Genomic DNA, 16972 nt, shown 5'->3' on the forward strand with positions numbered 1-16972 from the left:
CTCAAAGCCCAACTCTATACCGTGGGCCTGAAAGCTATATACCACCAACTCGGCCAACTTCGTGCGTAACATCAGTTACTAATGCACGCGAGATGCTTCGCGGATTTGACGGATAAGAACGGAGTCAAGCTGCCCGGCCGGCTCCCCGAACAAAGCCGCATTGCGCCAACAAACTAAAAAAGGCAGCCCCTCACGGGGCTGCCTTTGCTGCATCACTTCCTGCTTGTTGGCAGCTCTTTGGTGGGCTTCACCGCATACAATCCCGTAATCCATTCGCGGATAACCTCTTCCGCTACCGGCGAGAACAGCGGCTTCATTTCGCCATTCATCAGCGTCCACTCCGTTTTGGGGGGCTGAAACAAGTGGTTGACCCCCGCCAGCCGCTTGACCGTGATGGCGTGGGTGATGCTGCGCAACTCTTTCTCCAGGGCCGTGAGGTGGAGTTCGGCCGGCGCCTCCGCATCGTCGGTGCCGCTGAGGAGCAGCACGGGGCAATGCACCTGGTCGAGGCCTTCGATGGGGTCGAAGGAAAGGAAATAGTGCCGCCAGGGTGTGAGCAGTTCTGCGGCCTGGGCCTCGGCGGCTTTGGGGTCGAGGGTGGGCTGGTCCTGGCGCAGCATATTGCTCACAATAGCCAGTGCCTGTGGCGCATTGGTGTGGCCGATGATGTCGTACATGGTGCGCTGCCGCTCGTAGGCCGCTTGTATGGCAACGGGGTCCTTTTTCTTGGCGCGGTCCTGGGCCACCTGCTGCTGAAGCAAGGTTTGCACGCCCGTTAGGCCGTATCCGGCCAACGACACCACAAAGGCCGGGGGCAATGGCTCGCCCGCTGCCAGCAGGGCCACGTTGGCCCCTTCGCCGTGGCCTATCACCCCAATGCGGGCAATATTGATTTCGAGGCGCGCCCGCAAAAAATTCAGCGCCGCCTGTACGTCGCTCACCAGCATGGCGGTGGTCGCCGTTTTGCTGTTGCCACCCGATTTGCCCACCCCCCGGTCATCGTAGCGCAGCACGGCAATGCCGCGCCGGGTGAGGTAGTCGGCCAGCGAGCCCATCATGTGGTAGTCGTCCAAGGTGCCGTCGCGGTCCTGTGCTCCAATGTCGCTCACCAGCACCACGGCCGGAAAGGGCCCCGGACCGGGGGGCACGGTCAGGGTTCCGGCCAGGTTGAGGCGCCCCACGGGGTTGTTAAAGGTGACGTCTTCTTCCCGGTACGGGGGCGCCAGCCGCGTGCCCGGTCCGGTTACCGTAGGCATGGGAAAATAGTAGAGCCGCAGCGGCGACTTTACGCCGGCCTGCATCCAGGTGCCGTTGAGCTCGCGCTTGCTGGCATCAAAACGAGCATTGTAGCGCGTGCCGGCGTCCGGCATCCACAGCAACACCGAGTCGCCGCGCACGGTCATTTCCGTCACCATGCGGCTCACTTTCTGGGCCGGCACATCGAGGGCGGCGAAAAACTTTCCGCTTGCCAGCGGCACCACGCTGATGGTCAAATCCAGTTGCCCGCCCAATACGCTCAGCTTCCCTTTCCAAAGCCCGCCCAGCGGCAACACCGGGTCGGCTATCGGGGTTCGGGCCGCAACCTGGCCGGTGCCCATCCATGCCAGGCACAACAGCAATAAAACCCCCGTTAAACACCTCCTCATTTTAATAATACCTTAGAAATACACCTCCAGCACGGGCAAAGTAAGCAGTCAAGAGCCTATATAGAAAACCGATGCTGGAATTGCAGCCGGCGGCAAAGCGGAGTTAAGGATGCAAAATAAGGCAAAAAGCCCGTCATTTATGGGACAATTATTTTATTGGTTTGTGCTTGCGTTCAGCTACGGGCCTCATTCCGTGGGCATCAGCCATCAAACCAGCAGCGCTGATGCGGGCAGAGCCTAAAAAACAAAACCCAGACGCGGCTTGCGTCTGGGTGGTTGGCCAACCCGGCCTGCCGTGGCAAACCGTGGCGGCTTCAAACGGCTCGCCTTATTTGGTGCGCACCGCAATTTCGACCCGCCGGTTTTCCTGGCGGCCGGCCGGGGTTGCATTGGTAGCCACGGGATTGGATTCGCCCATGGGTTCCACGCTCACGCGCTCGGCCGCCATCCCGCCCTTGGCAACCAAGTAGTTCTTCACGGCGTCGGCGCGCTTTTCGCTCAGGTCCTTGTTGTAGCTTTTGTCGCCGCGCGCGTCGGCAAAGCCCATTACCCTTACCTGGCTGGTGCCGTAGCGCTGCCCAATGGAAGCCGTAATTTGCTTGAGGGCTTCGGCGGCGCTGGGCTTGATATCGGCCTTGTCGGTGTCGAAAAGCACGGTTTCGTCCACGCTGTACACGTTGTAGGTGCTGTCGCCTCGCACGCTCACGCCGGGCAGGGTTATTTCTTTGAATTTCACGTCGGCCAGCTTGGCTTTGCCCAGGTCCCAGGCATTGTCCACGGCGTTGGCGGCACCGGCGGCCACATCGCCGACGGTTTTGCCATCGCGGGCCATCACGGCCGTGTCCTGGCCTGCTTCGGAAAGCTGGTCTTTGGTTTCGGAATGTTTGGTTTCGCAGCTGGCCAGCAGCGCGGCAGCTGCCAGCAGGGAAAGGATGGATTTTTGCATCACGTTGGAAAAAGTAATTATTCAAAGTTGAATACTTTTCCGATACGTCAAGTTGCCCTGGTCAGTTAATTTCTTTCTGGTTTTCGACGCAGCGCCATCCGTCCAAAATGGTACGGTCGAGGTTATCATACACAACTCAGGGCAATAAAAATGCGGGCGTGGTGTTAGCCGAAAAAAAATATTTTGCATTTAGCGCGCCATTACCCCGCCTCATGAGGTCGACGTAGCAATAGAGTGGTCTGCAATTTGTAAATTTGCCAGACTACCATCCATTATAATTATTTTTGGCGATGATGAAACGCTACACTTTTCTGGCTTTTTGGGTTCTGCTGCTGCTGCCAGCAATGGGCTGGGCGCAGGAAAACCGGATTACCGGTCGCATCGTGGATGCTAAAACCAAGGACCCGGTTCCCTTTGCTTCGATTGGTTTGCGGGAAGAGGGCACGGGTGCCCTCACCAACGAATATGGCTATTTTCAGCTGGCAGGCCTTGAAAAAACCAGCCAGGACTCGCTGATTGTTATGACCTTGGGCTACGACCGCAGCGCTATTTTCATCAAGCGCGGCAGCACCGAAGACCTCATCATCGAGCTGAAAAAGCGCGAGGTTAAGTTGGAGGGCTTTACGGTAAAGGGCGGAAAGATTAAAAATCTGGAGCTCGGCTCCAAATCAAATAACCCCGGCGAGGGGATGATTCAGGGGCTGCCGGGCTCGCAATATGCTTTTTTCGTGAAAAACGACAAGCAGAAAAAGCTCGGCAACGTGCGCACGGTTTCGTTCTACATCGGCGAGAACGGCTTTCCGCGCGAGCCCTTCCGCGTGCGCCTCTACAAAGCCGACGGCAACTACAACGCCCCCAACACCGACCTGCTCACCGAAAACGTCGTTGTTTCGGCCTCGCGCGGCGGCGAGTGGTACACCATCGACTTGAGCAGCTACAACATTCCGGCGCCCGAGGAAGGCTTTTTTGTGGCCATGGAGTGGATTGTGGGCGGCGACAAGTTCTACACCACCAACTTCATGGACAACTACACGCCCTACGGCCAGATTATGCGCCCTACCTTCGAGTACAAGGAAAGCCGCACCTGGAGCTACACCATCGGCAAGGGTTGGAACCTCCTCACGTTGGCCAACGGGCAGGGCCGCCGCTACAACGCCATGATTAAGGCGGAGGTCGACATGATTAAGTAAGACCGCAGATTTTCGCGGATTTGACGGATAAGAACGGATTCAGACGCATCCAGACGCCTTCATTTCTTGCGCTTGCGCACTGAACAGCTTGAGTACCTAACAGCTACAAAAAAAGGCTCTGCGCACGCAGGGCCTTTTTCGTAATTACCAAAATCGAAGCGCAGAAATGAAAGCGTCTGGGTACGTCTGAATCCGTTCTTATCCGTCAAATCCGCGAAAATCTGCGGTCTTATTTCTTCGACTGCGCCACAATCCATTCCCGGATGGTGTCTTCGGCTTCGGGCGAGAAGTTGGGCTGGGGCTGGCCGTTGATGATGGGCCACTTGGATTGCTCGGGCTGAAAGAGGTGATTGACGCCGGCCAGCTTCTTGGCTGTCACGTTCTTATTGCCTTTCAGGCCTTTGGCAAGGGCGGTCTGGTTGGCGTCGGCGTTGATGGTAAGGTCGGCGGTACCGTTCAGGAGCAACACCGGACAAGTCACGGCCGCCAGCTTTTCGATGGGGTTAAACGCCAAAAAATAACGGTAGCGGGGCGACGTCATCTCGGCGGCGCTGGCCTGGGCCGTGGCATTGTCGATGGCCGCGTTGTTTTGCTTCAGCATGTTGGCTACAATGGCCTGGGCCTGCGAGTTATCGGTGGTCTGGCGAATGATTTCGAGCATGGCCTGCTGGCGCTTGGTAGCAGCTTCAATCTGCGCATTCTCGGTGCCGAGGGTGCGAAGCGTGGTGGCCTGCTGCTGCACCACAATGTCGCGGCCGGGCAGGCCGTAGGGCGCCAGCGCCACCACAAAGGCCGGGGGCAACGGCTGGGCCGCCGCCAGCAAGGCCACGTTGCCGCCTTCGCCGTGGCCCACCAGTCCGAGGTGCGCCAAATCGATTTCGGGGCGGGTGCGCAGGTAGTTGAGGCCGGCCTGGGCGTCGCTCACCAGGTCGGCGGTAGTTAGCGCAGGCGTGCCGCCGGACTTGCCCACGCCGCGGTCATCGAAACGGAGCACCGCCACCCCGCGCCGGGTGAGGTAGTCGGCCAGCAGGCCCAGCGGGGCAAAGTCGCCCACGGTGCCGTCGCGGTCCTGCGGGCCGCTGTCGCTCAGCAGCACCACGGCCGGAAAAGGCCCCGGCCCGGCCGGAATGGTGAGCATGCCGCTCAGCCGGGCGTTCACGCTGAGGTTGCTGAAGGTGGCTTCTTCCTCGCGGTAGGGCGGGGTCAGGCGCACGTTTTTGGCGTTCATGGCCGGCAGTGCGCTGAAGGTGAGCGTCATGGGCACTTTGAAGCCGGGCGACTGCCAGGTGCCGGCCATTTGCTTGCCATCGGCCGAGACGCGGCCGACGAACCGGGTGGCGGCTTCTTCGGCGTAAAGGCGCACGGTGTCGCCCCGCACTTCGGTTTTCACATTCATGCGGCTCACTTTCTGGAGCGGCACGTCGAGGGTGCAGAAGTATTCGCCGCCGGTGAGCTTCACAAACCGAAAAATAACTTCGAGCTGGCCGCCGGGCACTTTCAATGGGCCCTTCCACAGGCCATCCAGGGGCGGCACGTCGGCAGTAGCCACCAGCCCGGATGCCGGGCGCGGGCCAGCCTGCGCCCCGCCTGCCATGGCCAGGCAACCGCTTAAAACAACAATAAAGCGCAACAATCGAAACGTATTGGTTTTCATAACAGAAAAAAGAGGCGTCGCCATGTAGAATGCCGGCCCAAAATTATGCGGGCCGCTTTTCGCCGACTGTAAAGTAGCAAAATAAATACCTTGCCAACATTAGCGGACAACGTCTCCAATACAAAAAAGCCCCTACCTCTGACTGGAAAATGGGGCTTTTTATCCTACAAGCTTGCTATATCCCGAAATTGTAAGAGGCATCCAGGTAGAAGAAGGCGCCATCGGAGCTCATCTGGACCATTTGATAGGGCATCATCTCACAGGGCAGGCTGATGTTGTAGCCGTACTTATTTTGCGGGCACCGGCGGCCGGCGGCCGGCTTTTGGTAGGGTGGCAGGTCAGCAAAAGGCTGGTCGAAGTTTTGGGTTTGAATACTTGGCACGAGGCGCCTTCGTCCCGGGCGTTGGAGTTAAAATCGTACGAGGAAACCTACCCGAAGCGTGTCACGCTTACCGAGCCGCCCAGCGTGTTGCTAGGCTGCGCAAAGTGGTTTCGGAGAAGTTGGCCGCCGACACATACACGTTGAGGCTTCACTGGTTGAGCTTCAGTTGGATGTGAGTTTCCTTTCGCAGCTTTTAGCGCATGTGTTATTCCACCAAATACTTTGTTTTAAGCTCCTTAAAAGCGCTTTCTTCTCAGCGAAAACAAAACTGGATATTTTTCCAAAGTAAAAATTGCCCTCAAAACGCGGCTCTGCTTACTCGCTCATAAACACCCGCTTCACCCGCTCGCTCACGTTGGTCAGCAGCTCGTAGGCGATGGTGCCGATGCGGCCTGCCAACTCCGGAAGCGGCAAGCCCTGGCCAAATAGCAGCGCGGTATCGCCCGCTTTGACCGAAGCAATATCGGTGACGTCCACCATGCACATGTCCATGCACACCGAGCCCACCAACGGCACCCGCTGCCCGTGAATGAGCACTAGGCCAGCCCCGTTGCCAAAGCGGCGGTCGTAGCCATCGGCGTAGCCAATGGCGAGGGTGGCAATGCGCCGCTCGCGGTCGGTGGCCGCGCCGCGCCGGCCGTAGCCCACGGTGGCACCGGCCGGCAGGGTTTTGATTTGGGAGATGGTGGTGCGCAGCTGGCTTACCGGCCGCAGGGCGGCGGGGTCGGCAGTATTGCTGGCATCTACGCCGTAGAGGCCGATGCCGAGGCGCACCATGTCGAAATGTGCTTCGGGAAAGCGCAGGATGCCGGCCGAGTTGAGCGCGTGCTTGAGCACCGAATGGCCCAAGGCCGCCTCCAAAGCCCCAGTCATGCGACGGAAGGCCGCCAGCTGCTCGTGCGTAAAAGCATCATGGCCGGGCTCGTCGGCGGCGGCCAGGTGGGTCATCAGGCTGGCCACGGGCAGGCGCTGGGCGTGCTGCCGCAGCCGGGCCACCAGCACGGGCAGGTCGGCCTCGTCGAAACCCAGCCGGCGCATGCCGGTATCGAGCTTGAGGTGGAGTTTGGGAACGGGAAGCGCAGCAGTACCGGGGGGTCCGGCAAAAGCCGCCAGGTATTCATCCAACAACTCAAAGGAGTAAATTTCGGGCTCCAGGCGGTAGCGCCGCAGCGTATCGAACGAGTCGGGCGCGGGGTTCATCACCATGATGGGCAGGCTGATGCCGGCCTCGCGCAGGGCCATGCCTTCGTCGGCGTAGGCCACGGCGAGGTAGTCGGCGCGCTGAAACTCAAGCAGGCTGGCTACTTCGTAGGAGCCGGCCCCGTAGGCGAAGGCCTTCACCATTACCATCATTTTGGTACCGGGGCGCAGCTGGCGGCGGTAGTGCTGCAGGTTGTGGCTGAGGGCGTCGAGGTTCACTTCGAGCACCGTGCCGTGCTGCTGCGCCTGCAAGGCGGCCACTATGCGCTCGAACCCAAACCGACGGGCCCCCTTGATGAGGATGGTTTCGTGGGCGAAATCGGCCGGGTTGAGCTGGGCCAGGAAAGCCTCGGTGCTGGGATAAAAATCAGTTAACAGTTGCGCGTTAAAAGGTACCGCTTGCTTGGCTGGGTTTTCAGTGTCAGCCATTCTTAACCCCTCACTTCCCCCTTTTAACTGGCTTATTTCAGTTCCGATGCCTACCAGCCGGCTGACGCCAGCGGCCGGCAGCAGGGCCGCCACGCGGGCATACAACTCAGCGCTGCTCAGGCCCGATTCCAGCACGTCGCTCAGGATGAGCGTGCGGCGGCCGGGGCGCGACTGCCGGGCCAACGCGTTCAGGGCCAGCGTGAGGCCGGCGAGGTCGTTGTTATAAGTGTCGTCGAGCAGGTAGGAACCGTGGCGGCCCAGCTTCATTTCCAGGCGCATGGCCACGGGGTGCAACCGGGCCAGGCGGCGTTGGATTTCAGCCGGCTCGACCCCGCGTTGCAGCAATACCGCCAGGCAGTGCAGCGCATTTTCCAGCGAGGGCTCGTCACTAAATGGCACGGTGAAGGTTGCCGTGAGGCCGGCGGCTTCGTATTCGGCCCGTAGGCGGGTGGTGCTATCCGAGCTGGGTTCGGGCGTAAACCGGATATCGGCGGCCGGCCCCGACTGCATTGTCCAGCTGAAGCCGGGCAGCCGCTGCCGGGCCACGGCGGCGCGCACCAGGGGCTGGTCGGCGCAGTAGAACAGGCGCCGGAACTGCGGCCCCTCAAACAGCCGGAGCTTCTCCAGCAGCTTGGCATTGGGGGAGGCAAAGCCGGCGTCGTGGGCCGTGCCCAGGTTGGTAAAAATTCCTTCGGTGGGCTGAACGACGTGGGCCAGGCGCGCCATCTCTTCCATCTCCGAAATGCCGGCTTCGAAAATGCCCAGCGTGTGCCGCGCCGGATTGAGTTCCCACACGCTCAGCGGCACGCCCACTTGCGAGTTGTAGGAGCGCGGCGAGCGGCAGATGTCTTCGTCGGGGCTTAGCAGCTGGGCCAGCCACTCCTTCACAATGGTTTTGCCATTGGAACCCGTAATGGCCATCACCGGACCGGCAAATTCGGCCCGGTGGGCCGCTGCAATGGCTTGCAGGGCCGCCAGCGGACTTGCTACCGCCAGAATGCCCGCTTCGGGGTATGCGGCCAGGGAGCCGGGCAGCTCGGCATCTTTAGCCACGATGAACAGCCGAACGCCTTGGGCGTACAGCGCCGGCAGGTAGCGGTGGCCGTCGTGGCTGGGGCCACGCAGGGCAAAGAATACCGCACCGGCGGGCAGGCCTACCCGGCGGCTATCAAGCAGCAGGTGGCGCACTTCGGTGGCGGCATCGGCGGGAGCCTGAAGCAGATGGCCGGCCAGCAGCGCAGGCAAATCGAGGAAACGAGGGAAGAGCATGACGGGGCAAAGGTCCGGCTAAAAAAGACTTTCCGGGCGCCAGCCGGCGCGAAGCCCTTGCGCACGCAGCCGAAGCCCGTGCCGCGCAGGCCGTGAAACCAATTGACTGCTATTGCGGTTCGTGACCCTAATGCCACCGTGTGCGATACCTGGAGAAAACGCAGTGGCACTCCGGGGCGCAGCGGCCAATGCCTGGGGCCTGACCCACGAATTGCCGTTGGCTGCTCTTTACTTTCCAGGCTACCCAATTAAAGTCCGCTGGCAACGTTTCGGGTTGGGAATGATTTTTGCCTGCTTTTCTCTTCTTTTCCGGCCGTCCGCTTACCCTGCATTTATGCCCGTTACCGCTATACGCTTGCTGCTACTCGTATGGCTTTCGCTAATTGGTTGGGCGGTGCCAGCCAGCGCCCAAACCGCTGCGACCGATAGCCTGCGCCGCATGGTGGCCGCCGCGCCCTCCGATTCGGCACAGGCACTGCTGCTGTTGGAACTGGCCCGCACCTACCGCGCCTCCAAACCCGATTCCACGATTTTGCTGGCCCAGAAAGCCTGGCACCTGGCGCAACCCATTGGCTACGACAAAGGCCGGGGCCGCGCCCAAAGCATGATAGGCATGATTTTGCGCGAGCGGGGCGAGCTACCGCAGGCCATGGCCAATGAGCTGAGTGCCCTGCGCATCAGCCGCCAGTGCCGGGACTTGGAAGGCGAAGCGTACGCCCTCAACTGCCTGGGCAACATCAGCCTCGACCTGCGCCAGTACCCCCCGGCCATTGCCCACTACCGTGAGGCTGAGGGGCTATACCGTCGGCTTAAGCTGGCCAGTTGGGTAGCCGGCTCGCTCACCAACATCGGCGGCTGCTACGAAAAGATGAACCGGCTCGACTCGGCCCTGGTGATTCAGCGACGCGCCGAAGCCCTGATTCAGCAGCACCCCGGCCTTGGCATCGCCCGGGCACTGGCCCTGCGCAACATGGGCGCGGTGCAGGCCCGGCTGGGCCACTACGCGGCGGCCTCGGACTACTACTACCGCACGCTGCGCGAAACCTACCGAACCAACGATTTCCGGAACCGGGCCATGGCGCAATACCAGCTGGCCCTGCTTTACCAGACCTTGCACCAGCCCGACTCCAGTCTGCGCTACGCACAGCGGGCCTTGCGCGCCGGGCAACGCGTGCAGTACCGACTGGTGGTGATGGATGCCGGCGACCTGCTGGCGCAGCTTTGCCAAAAGCGCCACAACGCCGACAGCGCTTTTCATTACCAGAGCTTGGCGGGCGCGGCACGCGACAGCCTGTTTGGCCCCGAAAAGGTGCGGCAGCTGCAACGGCTGGCCCTAAGTGAACAGCAGCTCCAGCTGCAACAGCGCGAAGCCCAAGAGCTGCAAACCGTTCGCTACCAACGCCTGGGGCTGTTGCTGGCGCTGGGCTTTATTCTGACGGTGGCGCTGCTGCTGGGCTGGGCCAACCGCCAGCACCGGCGCACCAACCTGCTCCTGAACGAGCGCACGGCCCAGATTGAAGCGCAGCGCAACGAGCTGAGCGCTGCCCTGACGCAGCTGCACGCCACCCAGGCCCAGCTGGTGGCCGCCGAAAAATGGGCATTTGTGGGCGAGATGTCGGCCGATGCAGCCGATGAGCTGCGCAACCCGTTGGCATTCATGCAGAAGTTTGCCGAAGTGAGCGTGGCCTTGCTTGACCAGGACGGCACCCGTCCATCGGCGGGGCTGGAGCAGGAAATCATTACCGGACTCAAGCAAAACTTACTGGAAATCAGCCAGCACGGCCAGCGGGCGTCTTCCATCATCCGCAACATGCTGGCCCACGCCCGCACCGCCCCCGCCGCGCCCACCGACCTCAACGCCCTGGTGGCCGAATACCTGCTCCTGACCGACCACGGGCGCCGGGCGCCGGGTGGTGCCACGGTGGAGCTGCACACCGAATTTGCAGCGGGCCTGGCTCCGGTATCGGCCGTGCGCTCTGAGTTGGGCCAAGCCCTGCTGAGCCTGTTTACCAACGCGCTGCAATCGGTGCGGCAGCGCCAGCAGGAGGGCAAGCCGGGCTACCAGCCCATCGTGACGGTGAGCACCCGCTGCGCAGGCAAGGTGGTCGAAATCCGGGTGCGCGACAACGGCACCGGCATGTCCGAAGCCGTGGCCGCGCAGGTGTTTCAGCCCTTTTTCACCACCAAGCCGGCAGGTGAGGGCACCGGTCTGGGCCTCGCCCTGGCCCACGACATCATCACCAAAAACCACCACGGCACGCTGACCCTGGAAACGCGGGAGGGAGAATTTACCGAATTCGTGGTGAGCCTGCCGGCAGGTGAGCAGTGAGCAAAAGACAGCACGACTGGGGTATTGCACAAGATAGGTTGCTTGCCACTGGCCAAGTAACCGGAAGAAATCGGCTGCCCGCTTGTTCTACCTTTGCAGCCAGTCGATTGTCGTGTCTCATGAAATTCTCCCGAATATTGCTTGGCCTGAGCCTGGCCGGGCTGCTGACTACCTGCACCCGCCGGCCCACCATGCTGGAGATATATGACGTGGTTATCAACCATGTCAGCATCGTGAACGTGGAAACGGGCACGGTGCAGCCCAACCAAGTGGTGGTGGTATCGCAGGGCAAAATCCTGCGCATTGAGCCGGCCGACCAGCACAGCTACGCCGCCCGGCAGTACGTGAACGGGAATGGCCGCTACCTGATACCGGGTTTGTGGGACATGCACGTGCATTTTCGGGGCGGCGACAGCCTGGCGGCGGCCAATAAAAAGAGCCTCACGCTGTACCTGGCGCACGGCATCACGACGGTGCGCGATTGCGGCGGCGACCTTACGCCCAGCATTTTCCAGTGGCGGCGCGACCTCGACACCGGGCGGCTGGCGGGGCCGCGCATCTTCACGTCCGGGCCCAAGATTGACGGGCCCGGCGCTACCTGGCCGGGCTCGCTGGAAGTGGAAACGCCCGCCCAAATCGGCAAGGCGCTGGATTCGCTGCAGCGGCTCAAAGTGGACTATGTGAAGATTTACGACAGCAAAATCTCCGGCCCGGCCTACCTCGAAACCATCCGGCAGGCCCAGCGGCGCGGCCTGAAAACCACCGGCCACATGCCCTACTCCGTGACGCTGGGCGAATCCATCAAGGCCGGCCTTGATGCTACTGAGCACCTGTATTATGTGTTCAAAGCCTGCTCCGGCAAGGAGGACAGCCTCACGGCGCTGGTGCGCAACAGCCTGGGCACCAGCAAGCCGCTGGGCCTGTTCAGCGTGCTGCCGGCCGTGTACGACACCTACAGCCCTGCCGCCGCCAGCCGTATTTTCAAGCTGATGGCCAAGCACCACACGGCGGCCGTCCCTACGCTCTTCGTTAGCAAAACCCTGGCCGGGCTGCCCGAAAACGACCACAGCCGCGACACCCTCCGCGCCTACATCGACCCCAGAATCCAGGCCACCTACCAACGGCGCCTAGCCAGCGCCCGGCAGCAGTCGCCGGCCGCGCAGGCGTTCAGCCAGAAGCTCACTGCCAAGCTCCTGAGCCTGGTGCCGCAGATGCAGGCGGCAGGCGTCACCGTCTTGGCCGGGTCCGACAGCGGGCCGTTCAACTCGTTCGTCTACCCTGGCGCTTCGCTGCAAGAGGAGCTGGTGCTGCTGGTGCAGGCCGGCCTCACGCCCCGCCAAGCCTTGCAGGCGGCCACCGTGAACGGCGCCAAGTTCATGGGCGTGGCCGACCACAGCGGCATCATCGCGCCGGGCAAGGACGCCGACCTGGTGCTGCTTACCGCCAACCCGCTGGACGACATCGCCAATATCAAGAAGATTGATGCGGTGATTTCGCGGGGCAAGGCCTACCAAGCGGCGGCCTTGGCGAATATGCTGCGGGCGGTGCGGAATAGGTAATCTGAACCGCAGATTTAACGGATTTGACGGATTACACAGATTCGGACTACAAGCAGGACCATATTTGGCATATCCTGTTGCCGTCCGAATCTGTGTTAATCCGTCAAATCCGTTAAATCTGCGGTCTAGAAACCAAATCCCACCCGGAAACCTGTGCCCAGCCGCTCGCCGCTTTGCAGGGCGGTATAGAAATCAACGCGCAGCACTTTGAGGATGTGCTCGACGCCCACGCCCAGTTCCAGGTAGTGGCCGGCCTGGGCAGTTTTCAGGTAGTTGAGCGAGGCGACTTCCTGCCACTTTAGCTTGCGCAGCAACGGGACTTTGTTGAGGATGAAGCCGTTAAAATGGTGGTCGTAGTGGGCTTCGAGGTAAGAGCTGTTGGTGCTGAAGCGGTAGTAGTCCAGTAGCTGGAAGTAGGTGAAGTTGCCGGTGAGCAGGGTTTGGTTGCCGGAGAAGTGGCGGTAGTCAATAAAGGTCAGGCTTTCCTGCTTGCCCACGAAACCGCCCACGTTCACGCGGAAATTGCTGGTGCCCAGCAGGCCCAGCTTCACATTGTCGCGCACGCCGGCTTGCAGCAGCATGTAGCGCACATCGGCCCCTAGCACGTGCGGAATGGCCATGCGCCCCTGCACATTGAAGGTGGGCCACTTGGTGCCGAGGCTGAATTTGCCGTCGGGCCGGTTGATGTAGCGCTGGCCGGGCCGGTAGTCCAGCGACAGGCCTACGGTGAGAATGCGGCTGCGACCAAAGCCGGTATCGGCCAGCTCGTCGCTCAGCGGCCGGTTCGAGGTAAAGGCCCGGCCGGGCACGTCATGAATGAGTTTGTCGGTGGTATTGTACAGCTCGTGGCGGTCGAAATAGCCGGCGGTAGCGCGCAGGTTCAGGCCGTTGAGTGTTTCGCCGAAGAAGCTAATTTCGGCCCCGTCGCGCCGGTAGAGCTTGGCGTAGTTGCGGTTATCGAACAGCGTGTAAACGGTATTAATGGCCGGGGTGAGCTGCGAGTTCTTGTCGAAATTCTCGATGGTACGGCCCGCCACCAGCCCAAAGCGCCGGATAATGGCCGGGTGCACCTGCCAGTTTAGCTCCAGGCTGGGGTTTAGCTCGCGGCTGCTGAAACCGTAGCGCACGGTGGGCGTGAGGGTAAAAAACCGCCGGTCGTCGGTGCGCTGGCTGAAAATGGCTTGCGCGTTGAGCACGGCCCCTTCCACGGTGTTATACTGGAAAATCTGGGCCACGGGCTGCACCGTGGTCGAGCGTTTGCGGAACGTGTTGACGTGCGTGTAGCCCCCAATGAGCAGGTTGATGGGCTCGAACTCGTTGCGCTTACGGTCCATCGAGTCCTGGTAGGGCCGCGAGCGCCGGATGACTTCGGTGCTGTCCTTGAGGTGGTAATCCTTCTTTTCCTCGTCGCTGAGAGGCACCGGGCGCACGGTGTCCCAGTAGGCCGAGTCCCGCTCGTTCACGCCTTTTTCCACCAGCAGCACCTCGCCGCTCGGCATGCGGTCCAGCGGGTCGGTGGAGGTGCGCAGCGAGTCGCGCTGGGCCCGCTTCACCTGCTTGCGCACCTGGCGGTTGAGGCCGCTGAGGTCGGGCTTGCGCTTGCGAATCTGGGCGGCGGTTTCCTGGCCGACGGGTGCGGGCGCTTTGCCCTCGGCCACCACAGGCGGCGCGGCTTTGGCCACGGGCGGCGTGGGGTAGGTGGGCACCACGCCCGCGTAGTTCGAGAGCACGGCCGTAATGTAGCCCGAGCCTTTGAAACCCAGCCCCGACAGATTGGCCGTGATTTGCTGCGACTGAATGAGCCAGACGTTGGCATTGCCCGGCGCGGGCGCGTACTGCTGGGCCAGGTGCAGGTTATCGACGTAGTCAAGCTGGGCGTCTTTGTCGAGGCTCAAATCGACGGAATGAATGCGCCAAGAACCGTCCACGATGTAGATGTAGCCAGCAAAAACGGGGTCCGTTTTGCGGCGCGGCACCACCCGGATTTTGTGCACCAGCACGCCACCCTGCGGGGTGCTGCCCACCAGCTCGTACTTGTAAAACAGCATGGCATTGCCCGCGATAGGCGACACAAAGCCCCGCTCCGAAAACCCCGGGTTTATCAGGTTCTCGTAGAAGCTCAGGTTGCGCCCCGCGCTGGCCCGGTTGAAGCTGATGCCGCGCGAATCGCCGCTGATGCGGCTCGAAATCATGTGTTCCTTCACGATGTTCGGCTGGGTGAAGCTGAAATCGGACAGGCTTTCGGAGAGGTAAAAAATGCCCTTTTTAATATCCGGCCCGAGCTTGAACAGGCCCATGATTTTGGCCGGCGTGTCGGTGATGCGACCCAACGCCTTGATGTAGATGCGGGCCCGGTAAGTGGCCACCTCGCGCCGGTGGTAGGCCCGCCACTGCTGCGCCTGCTGAATGATGGCGTAGGCCGGGTCGCGGTCAGTGGACTTCACCAGCACTTCGCCCAGGTTGTAGGCCTCCGCTTGCAGCGTGATGTTGACGGTGAGGGTGGAGTCGCCGCCCGGCACGCGCACCGGTTCGATGTGCGGCCGGTAGCCCACGTATTGGAACACCAGCTCGTAGCGCCCGGCCGGCAGCCGCAGCTGAAACTGGCCCTGGTCGTTGGCGCCGGTGCTGGTGGCGGCGCCGCGCACGGCCACGTTGGCAAAGGCCAGGCCTTCCTTGTTGGCCCCGCTCACTGTGCCTTTAATGACGCCCGCGCAGGCCAGCATCGGCAAGCAGCTCAGCACCCAGACAATGAACAGGCAGCGCAAGAAAATCAATGACATACAATAGCAAAAGGCGGCAATACGGCCCCGCCAAGTTACGGCCCCGTTGTAACTGATGCCAAGGCCGGCTAAACAGTTGCCCGTCCGGCGTCTCAATGCCCGACTTTTGCATTGCCCTGAAAATACCCGCTTGCTGAGGCAACGAACTACGCGGCGTATTGTTCAGGAGTACCCGCCTTTCCAATTTTGCTCCTGATGTTCAAGAACCCCGACAAAGCCCCTAAGCAATACACGCCCGGCGAGGCGCTGCAAAAAATTGCCGCCTTCTGCGCCTACCAGGAGCGCACCCAAAAGGAGGTGGAGCAGAAGCTAAAATCCTACGGCCTTGACGAAGACGAAGCCGGCGAAATCATCATCCGCCTAAGCCGCGAAAAGCTGCTGGACGAGGAACGGTTTGCCCAGGCTTTCGTTCGCGGCCACTACCGCCATAAGAAGTGGGGCCGCCGCCGCATCGTGCAGGAGCTCAAGCAGAAAGGCATCAGCGAGTACTGCATCAAATCGGGCCTGAAGGAAATCGACGGCGAAGAATACTACCAGAACTTGGTCGACATTGCCGAGAAAAAAGACCGCCAGGAAAAGGAGAAAAACCCGCGCGTGCGCCGCATGAAAATCGCACAGTACCTGACCGGCAAGGGCTACGAGCAAGACTTAATCAAAATAGCTCTCGATGATTTGGGCAAAGCGCCGGAGGACGACGCTTAATCATTTTTGAGCTGAAAAACGGTCATGCAGAGCGCAGCGAGGCATCTTGCTCGCTTCGTTGCGAAAGTCATTGATTAGTGTAGCAAGATGCTTCGCTGCGCTCTGCATGACCGTTTTTATCGTGCGGCTTTTTCTTCTGACGCTACTGCTTCGGCCCTACTTTTGGCATCGCCAGCTGCTGTCCCAACACCACGCGGCGGCCGGTGAGGGTGCGCAGCATGGGCAGCAGAATCTGCTCGGCGTTGCGCTGGGTTTCGGCCAGGATGCCCGATTGCAGGGCGGCGTTGCGCACCTGCGTCTCGGCGTATTTGTAGCCCTGGTCCACCAGGTCGGCATCCTGAAAAAACCCGTTTTCGGTGCTGAATACGCGACTTTGGTCGTGCTTCACCTGGAAAGAGCATAGCTCCGGCGCGGGCAGGAACACGCGCACCAGCGTGTCGCCTTCAAACACGACATCCTGCGGGCGAATCTTGCGCAGGTCGAGGCAGCCCACGGCTTCGCCGCCCACCACGAGGGCCACTTTGGCATCGGGCAGCAGCGGGTAGCGGCTGGCCCGGCGGTACTCCACCACGTCCTTGAAGCGGTAACGCACCAGTTCCAGCCTGCCGAGGGCTTCGACCTGCGTGAGGACGGTGTTGTGCGTGACGGTGACTTTGGGCTCGGTGTTCAGCGGGTTGAGGTCGGCGAGCGTAGAGCCTACTTTTTTCCAGAGAAACCACCCCAGGCCAATCAAAAACAACAGCGGCAACAGGCGGCGAACGAGGCGGATTAAATTCATAGAGGATAAATACGTAGCGCAGCCTGGGAAGTAGCGCGAACTTTGTCGTTCGCGCCCCAGCACGGTAGTCGTTGAAACGGCGCGAGGACGCGAACGACAAAGTTCGCG

Annotated in this window: 11 protein-coding genes; 4 read left to right on the plus strand and 7 right to left on the minus strand. The window is 61.2% G+C overall.

Annotated elements, in window-relative coordinates; translation table 11 throughout:
• Positions 1–212: 212 nt before the first annotated feature.
• Together JKL48_RS21005 and JKL48_RS21010 are read right to left on the minus strand one after the other, a co-directional pair.
• Positions 213–1646: an alpha/beta hydrolase family protein gene (locus JKL48_RS21005; RefSeq protein WP_201987031.1), complete on the minus strand. Its 1434-nt coding sequence runs from the start codon at positions 1644–1646 to the stop codon at positions 213–215.
• A 328-nt stretch (positions 1647–1974) separates the two neighbouring features.
• Positions 1975–2592, minus strand: coding sequence for an OmpA family protein (locus JKL48_RS21010; RefSeq protein WP_201987033.1), 618 nt, complete (start codon positions 2590–2592; stop codon positions 1975–1977).
• Between the two features lie 290 nt (positions 2593–2882).
• On the opposite strand from JKL48_RS21010, the gene JKL48_RS21015 reads away from it, so the two are divergent.
• On the plus strand, positions 2883–3782 hold the full coding sequence (locus JKL48_RS21015; protein WP_201987035.1) for a carboxypeptidase-like regulatory domain-containing protein: 900 nt from the start codon (positions 2883–2885) through the stop codon (positions 3780–3782).
• A 229-nt stretch (positions 3783–4011) separates the two neighbouring features.
• Here JKL48_RS21015 and JKL48_RS21020 read toward each other — a convergent pair whose 3' ends face one another.
• The 3 genes from JKL48_RS21020 to JKL48_RS21030 all read right to left on the minus strand — a co-directional run bounded on the left by JKL48_RS21020 (position 4012) and on the right by JKL48_RS21030 (position 8716).
• Entirely contained in the window at positions 4012–5436 is a 1425-nt protein-coding gene (locus JKL48_RS21020; RefSeq protein ID WP_201987037.1) for an alpha/beta hydrolase family protein, read from the minus strand.
• 175 nt (positions 5437–5611) lie between these two features.
• Complete coding sequence (locus tag JKL48_RS21025) at positions 5612–5818, minus strand: hypothetical protein (protein ID WP_201987039.1); 207 nt, start codon at positions 5816–5818, stop codon at positions 5612–5614.
• A 315-nt stretch (positions 5819–6133) separates the two neighbouring features.
• A complete protein-coding gene (locus JKL48_RS21030) occupies positions 6134–8716 on the minus strand; it encodes a bifunctional UDP-N-acetylmuramoyl-tripeptide:D-alanyl-D-alanine ligase/alanine racemase (protein ID WP_201987041.1) in 2583 nt (860 codons plus the stop codon).
• 334 nt (positions 8717–9050) lie between these two features.
• Between JKL48_RS21030 and JKL48_RS21035 the strand changes: the two genes are divergently transcribed.
• Together JKL48_RS21035 and JKL48_RS21040 are read left to right on the plus strand one after the other, a co-directional pair.
• On the plus strand, positions 9051–11045 hold the full coding sequence (locus tag JKL48_RS21035) for a tetratricopeptide repeat-containing sensor histidine kinase (protein WP_201987042.1): 1995 nt from the start codon (positions 9051–9053) through the stop codon (positions 11043–11045).
• A gap of 119 nt (positions 11046–11164) precedes the next feature.
• Entirely contained in the window at positions 11165–12604 is a 1440-nt protein-coding gene (locus tag JKL48_RS21040; protein WP_201987044.1) for an amidohydrolase family protein, read from the plus strand.
• 125 nt (positions 12605–12729) lie between these two features.
• Here JKL48_RS21040 and JKL48_RS21045 read toward each other — a convergent pair whose 3' ends face one another.
• Positions 12730–15384 carry a DUF5686 and carboxypeptidase regulatory-like domain-containing protein gene (locus tag JKL48_RS21045; protein ID WP_201987046.1) on the minus strand — a complete coding sequence of 885 codons (2655 nt, stop codon included), beginning with the start codon at positions 15382–15384 and terminating at the stop codon, positions 12730–12732.
• A gap of 195 nt (positions 15385–15579) precedes the next feature.
• Between JKL48_RS21045 and JKL48_RS21050 the strand changes: the two genes are divergently transcribed.
• Positions 15580–16086: a regulatory protein RecX gene (locus tag JKL48_RS21050; RefSeq protein WP_201987049.1), complete on the plus strand. Its 507-nt coding sequence runs from the start codon at positions 15580–15582 to the stop codon at positions 16084–16086.
• A 142-nt stretch (positions 16087–16228) separates the two neighbouring features.
• On the opposite strand, the gene JKL48_RS21055 is transcribed toward JKL48_RS21050, so the two are convergent.
• Positions 16229–16864: a DUF4230 domain-containing protein gene (locus JKL48_RS21055; protein ID WP_201987051.1), complete on the minus strand. Its 636-nt coding sequence runs from the start codon at positions 16862–16864 to the stop codon at positions 16229–16231.
• Positions 16865–16972: the final 108 nt, after the last annotated feature.

The organism is Hymenobacter rubidus (genome assembly GCF_016734815.1).
GTDB lineage: Bacteria > Bacteroidota > Bacteroidia > Cytophagales > Hymenobacteraceae > Hymenobacter > Hymenobacter rubidus.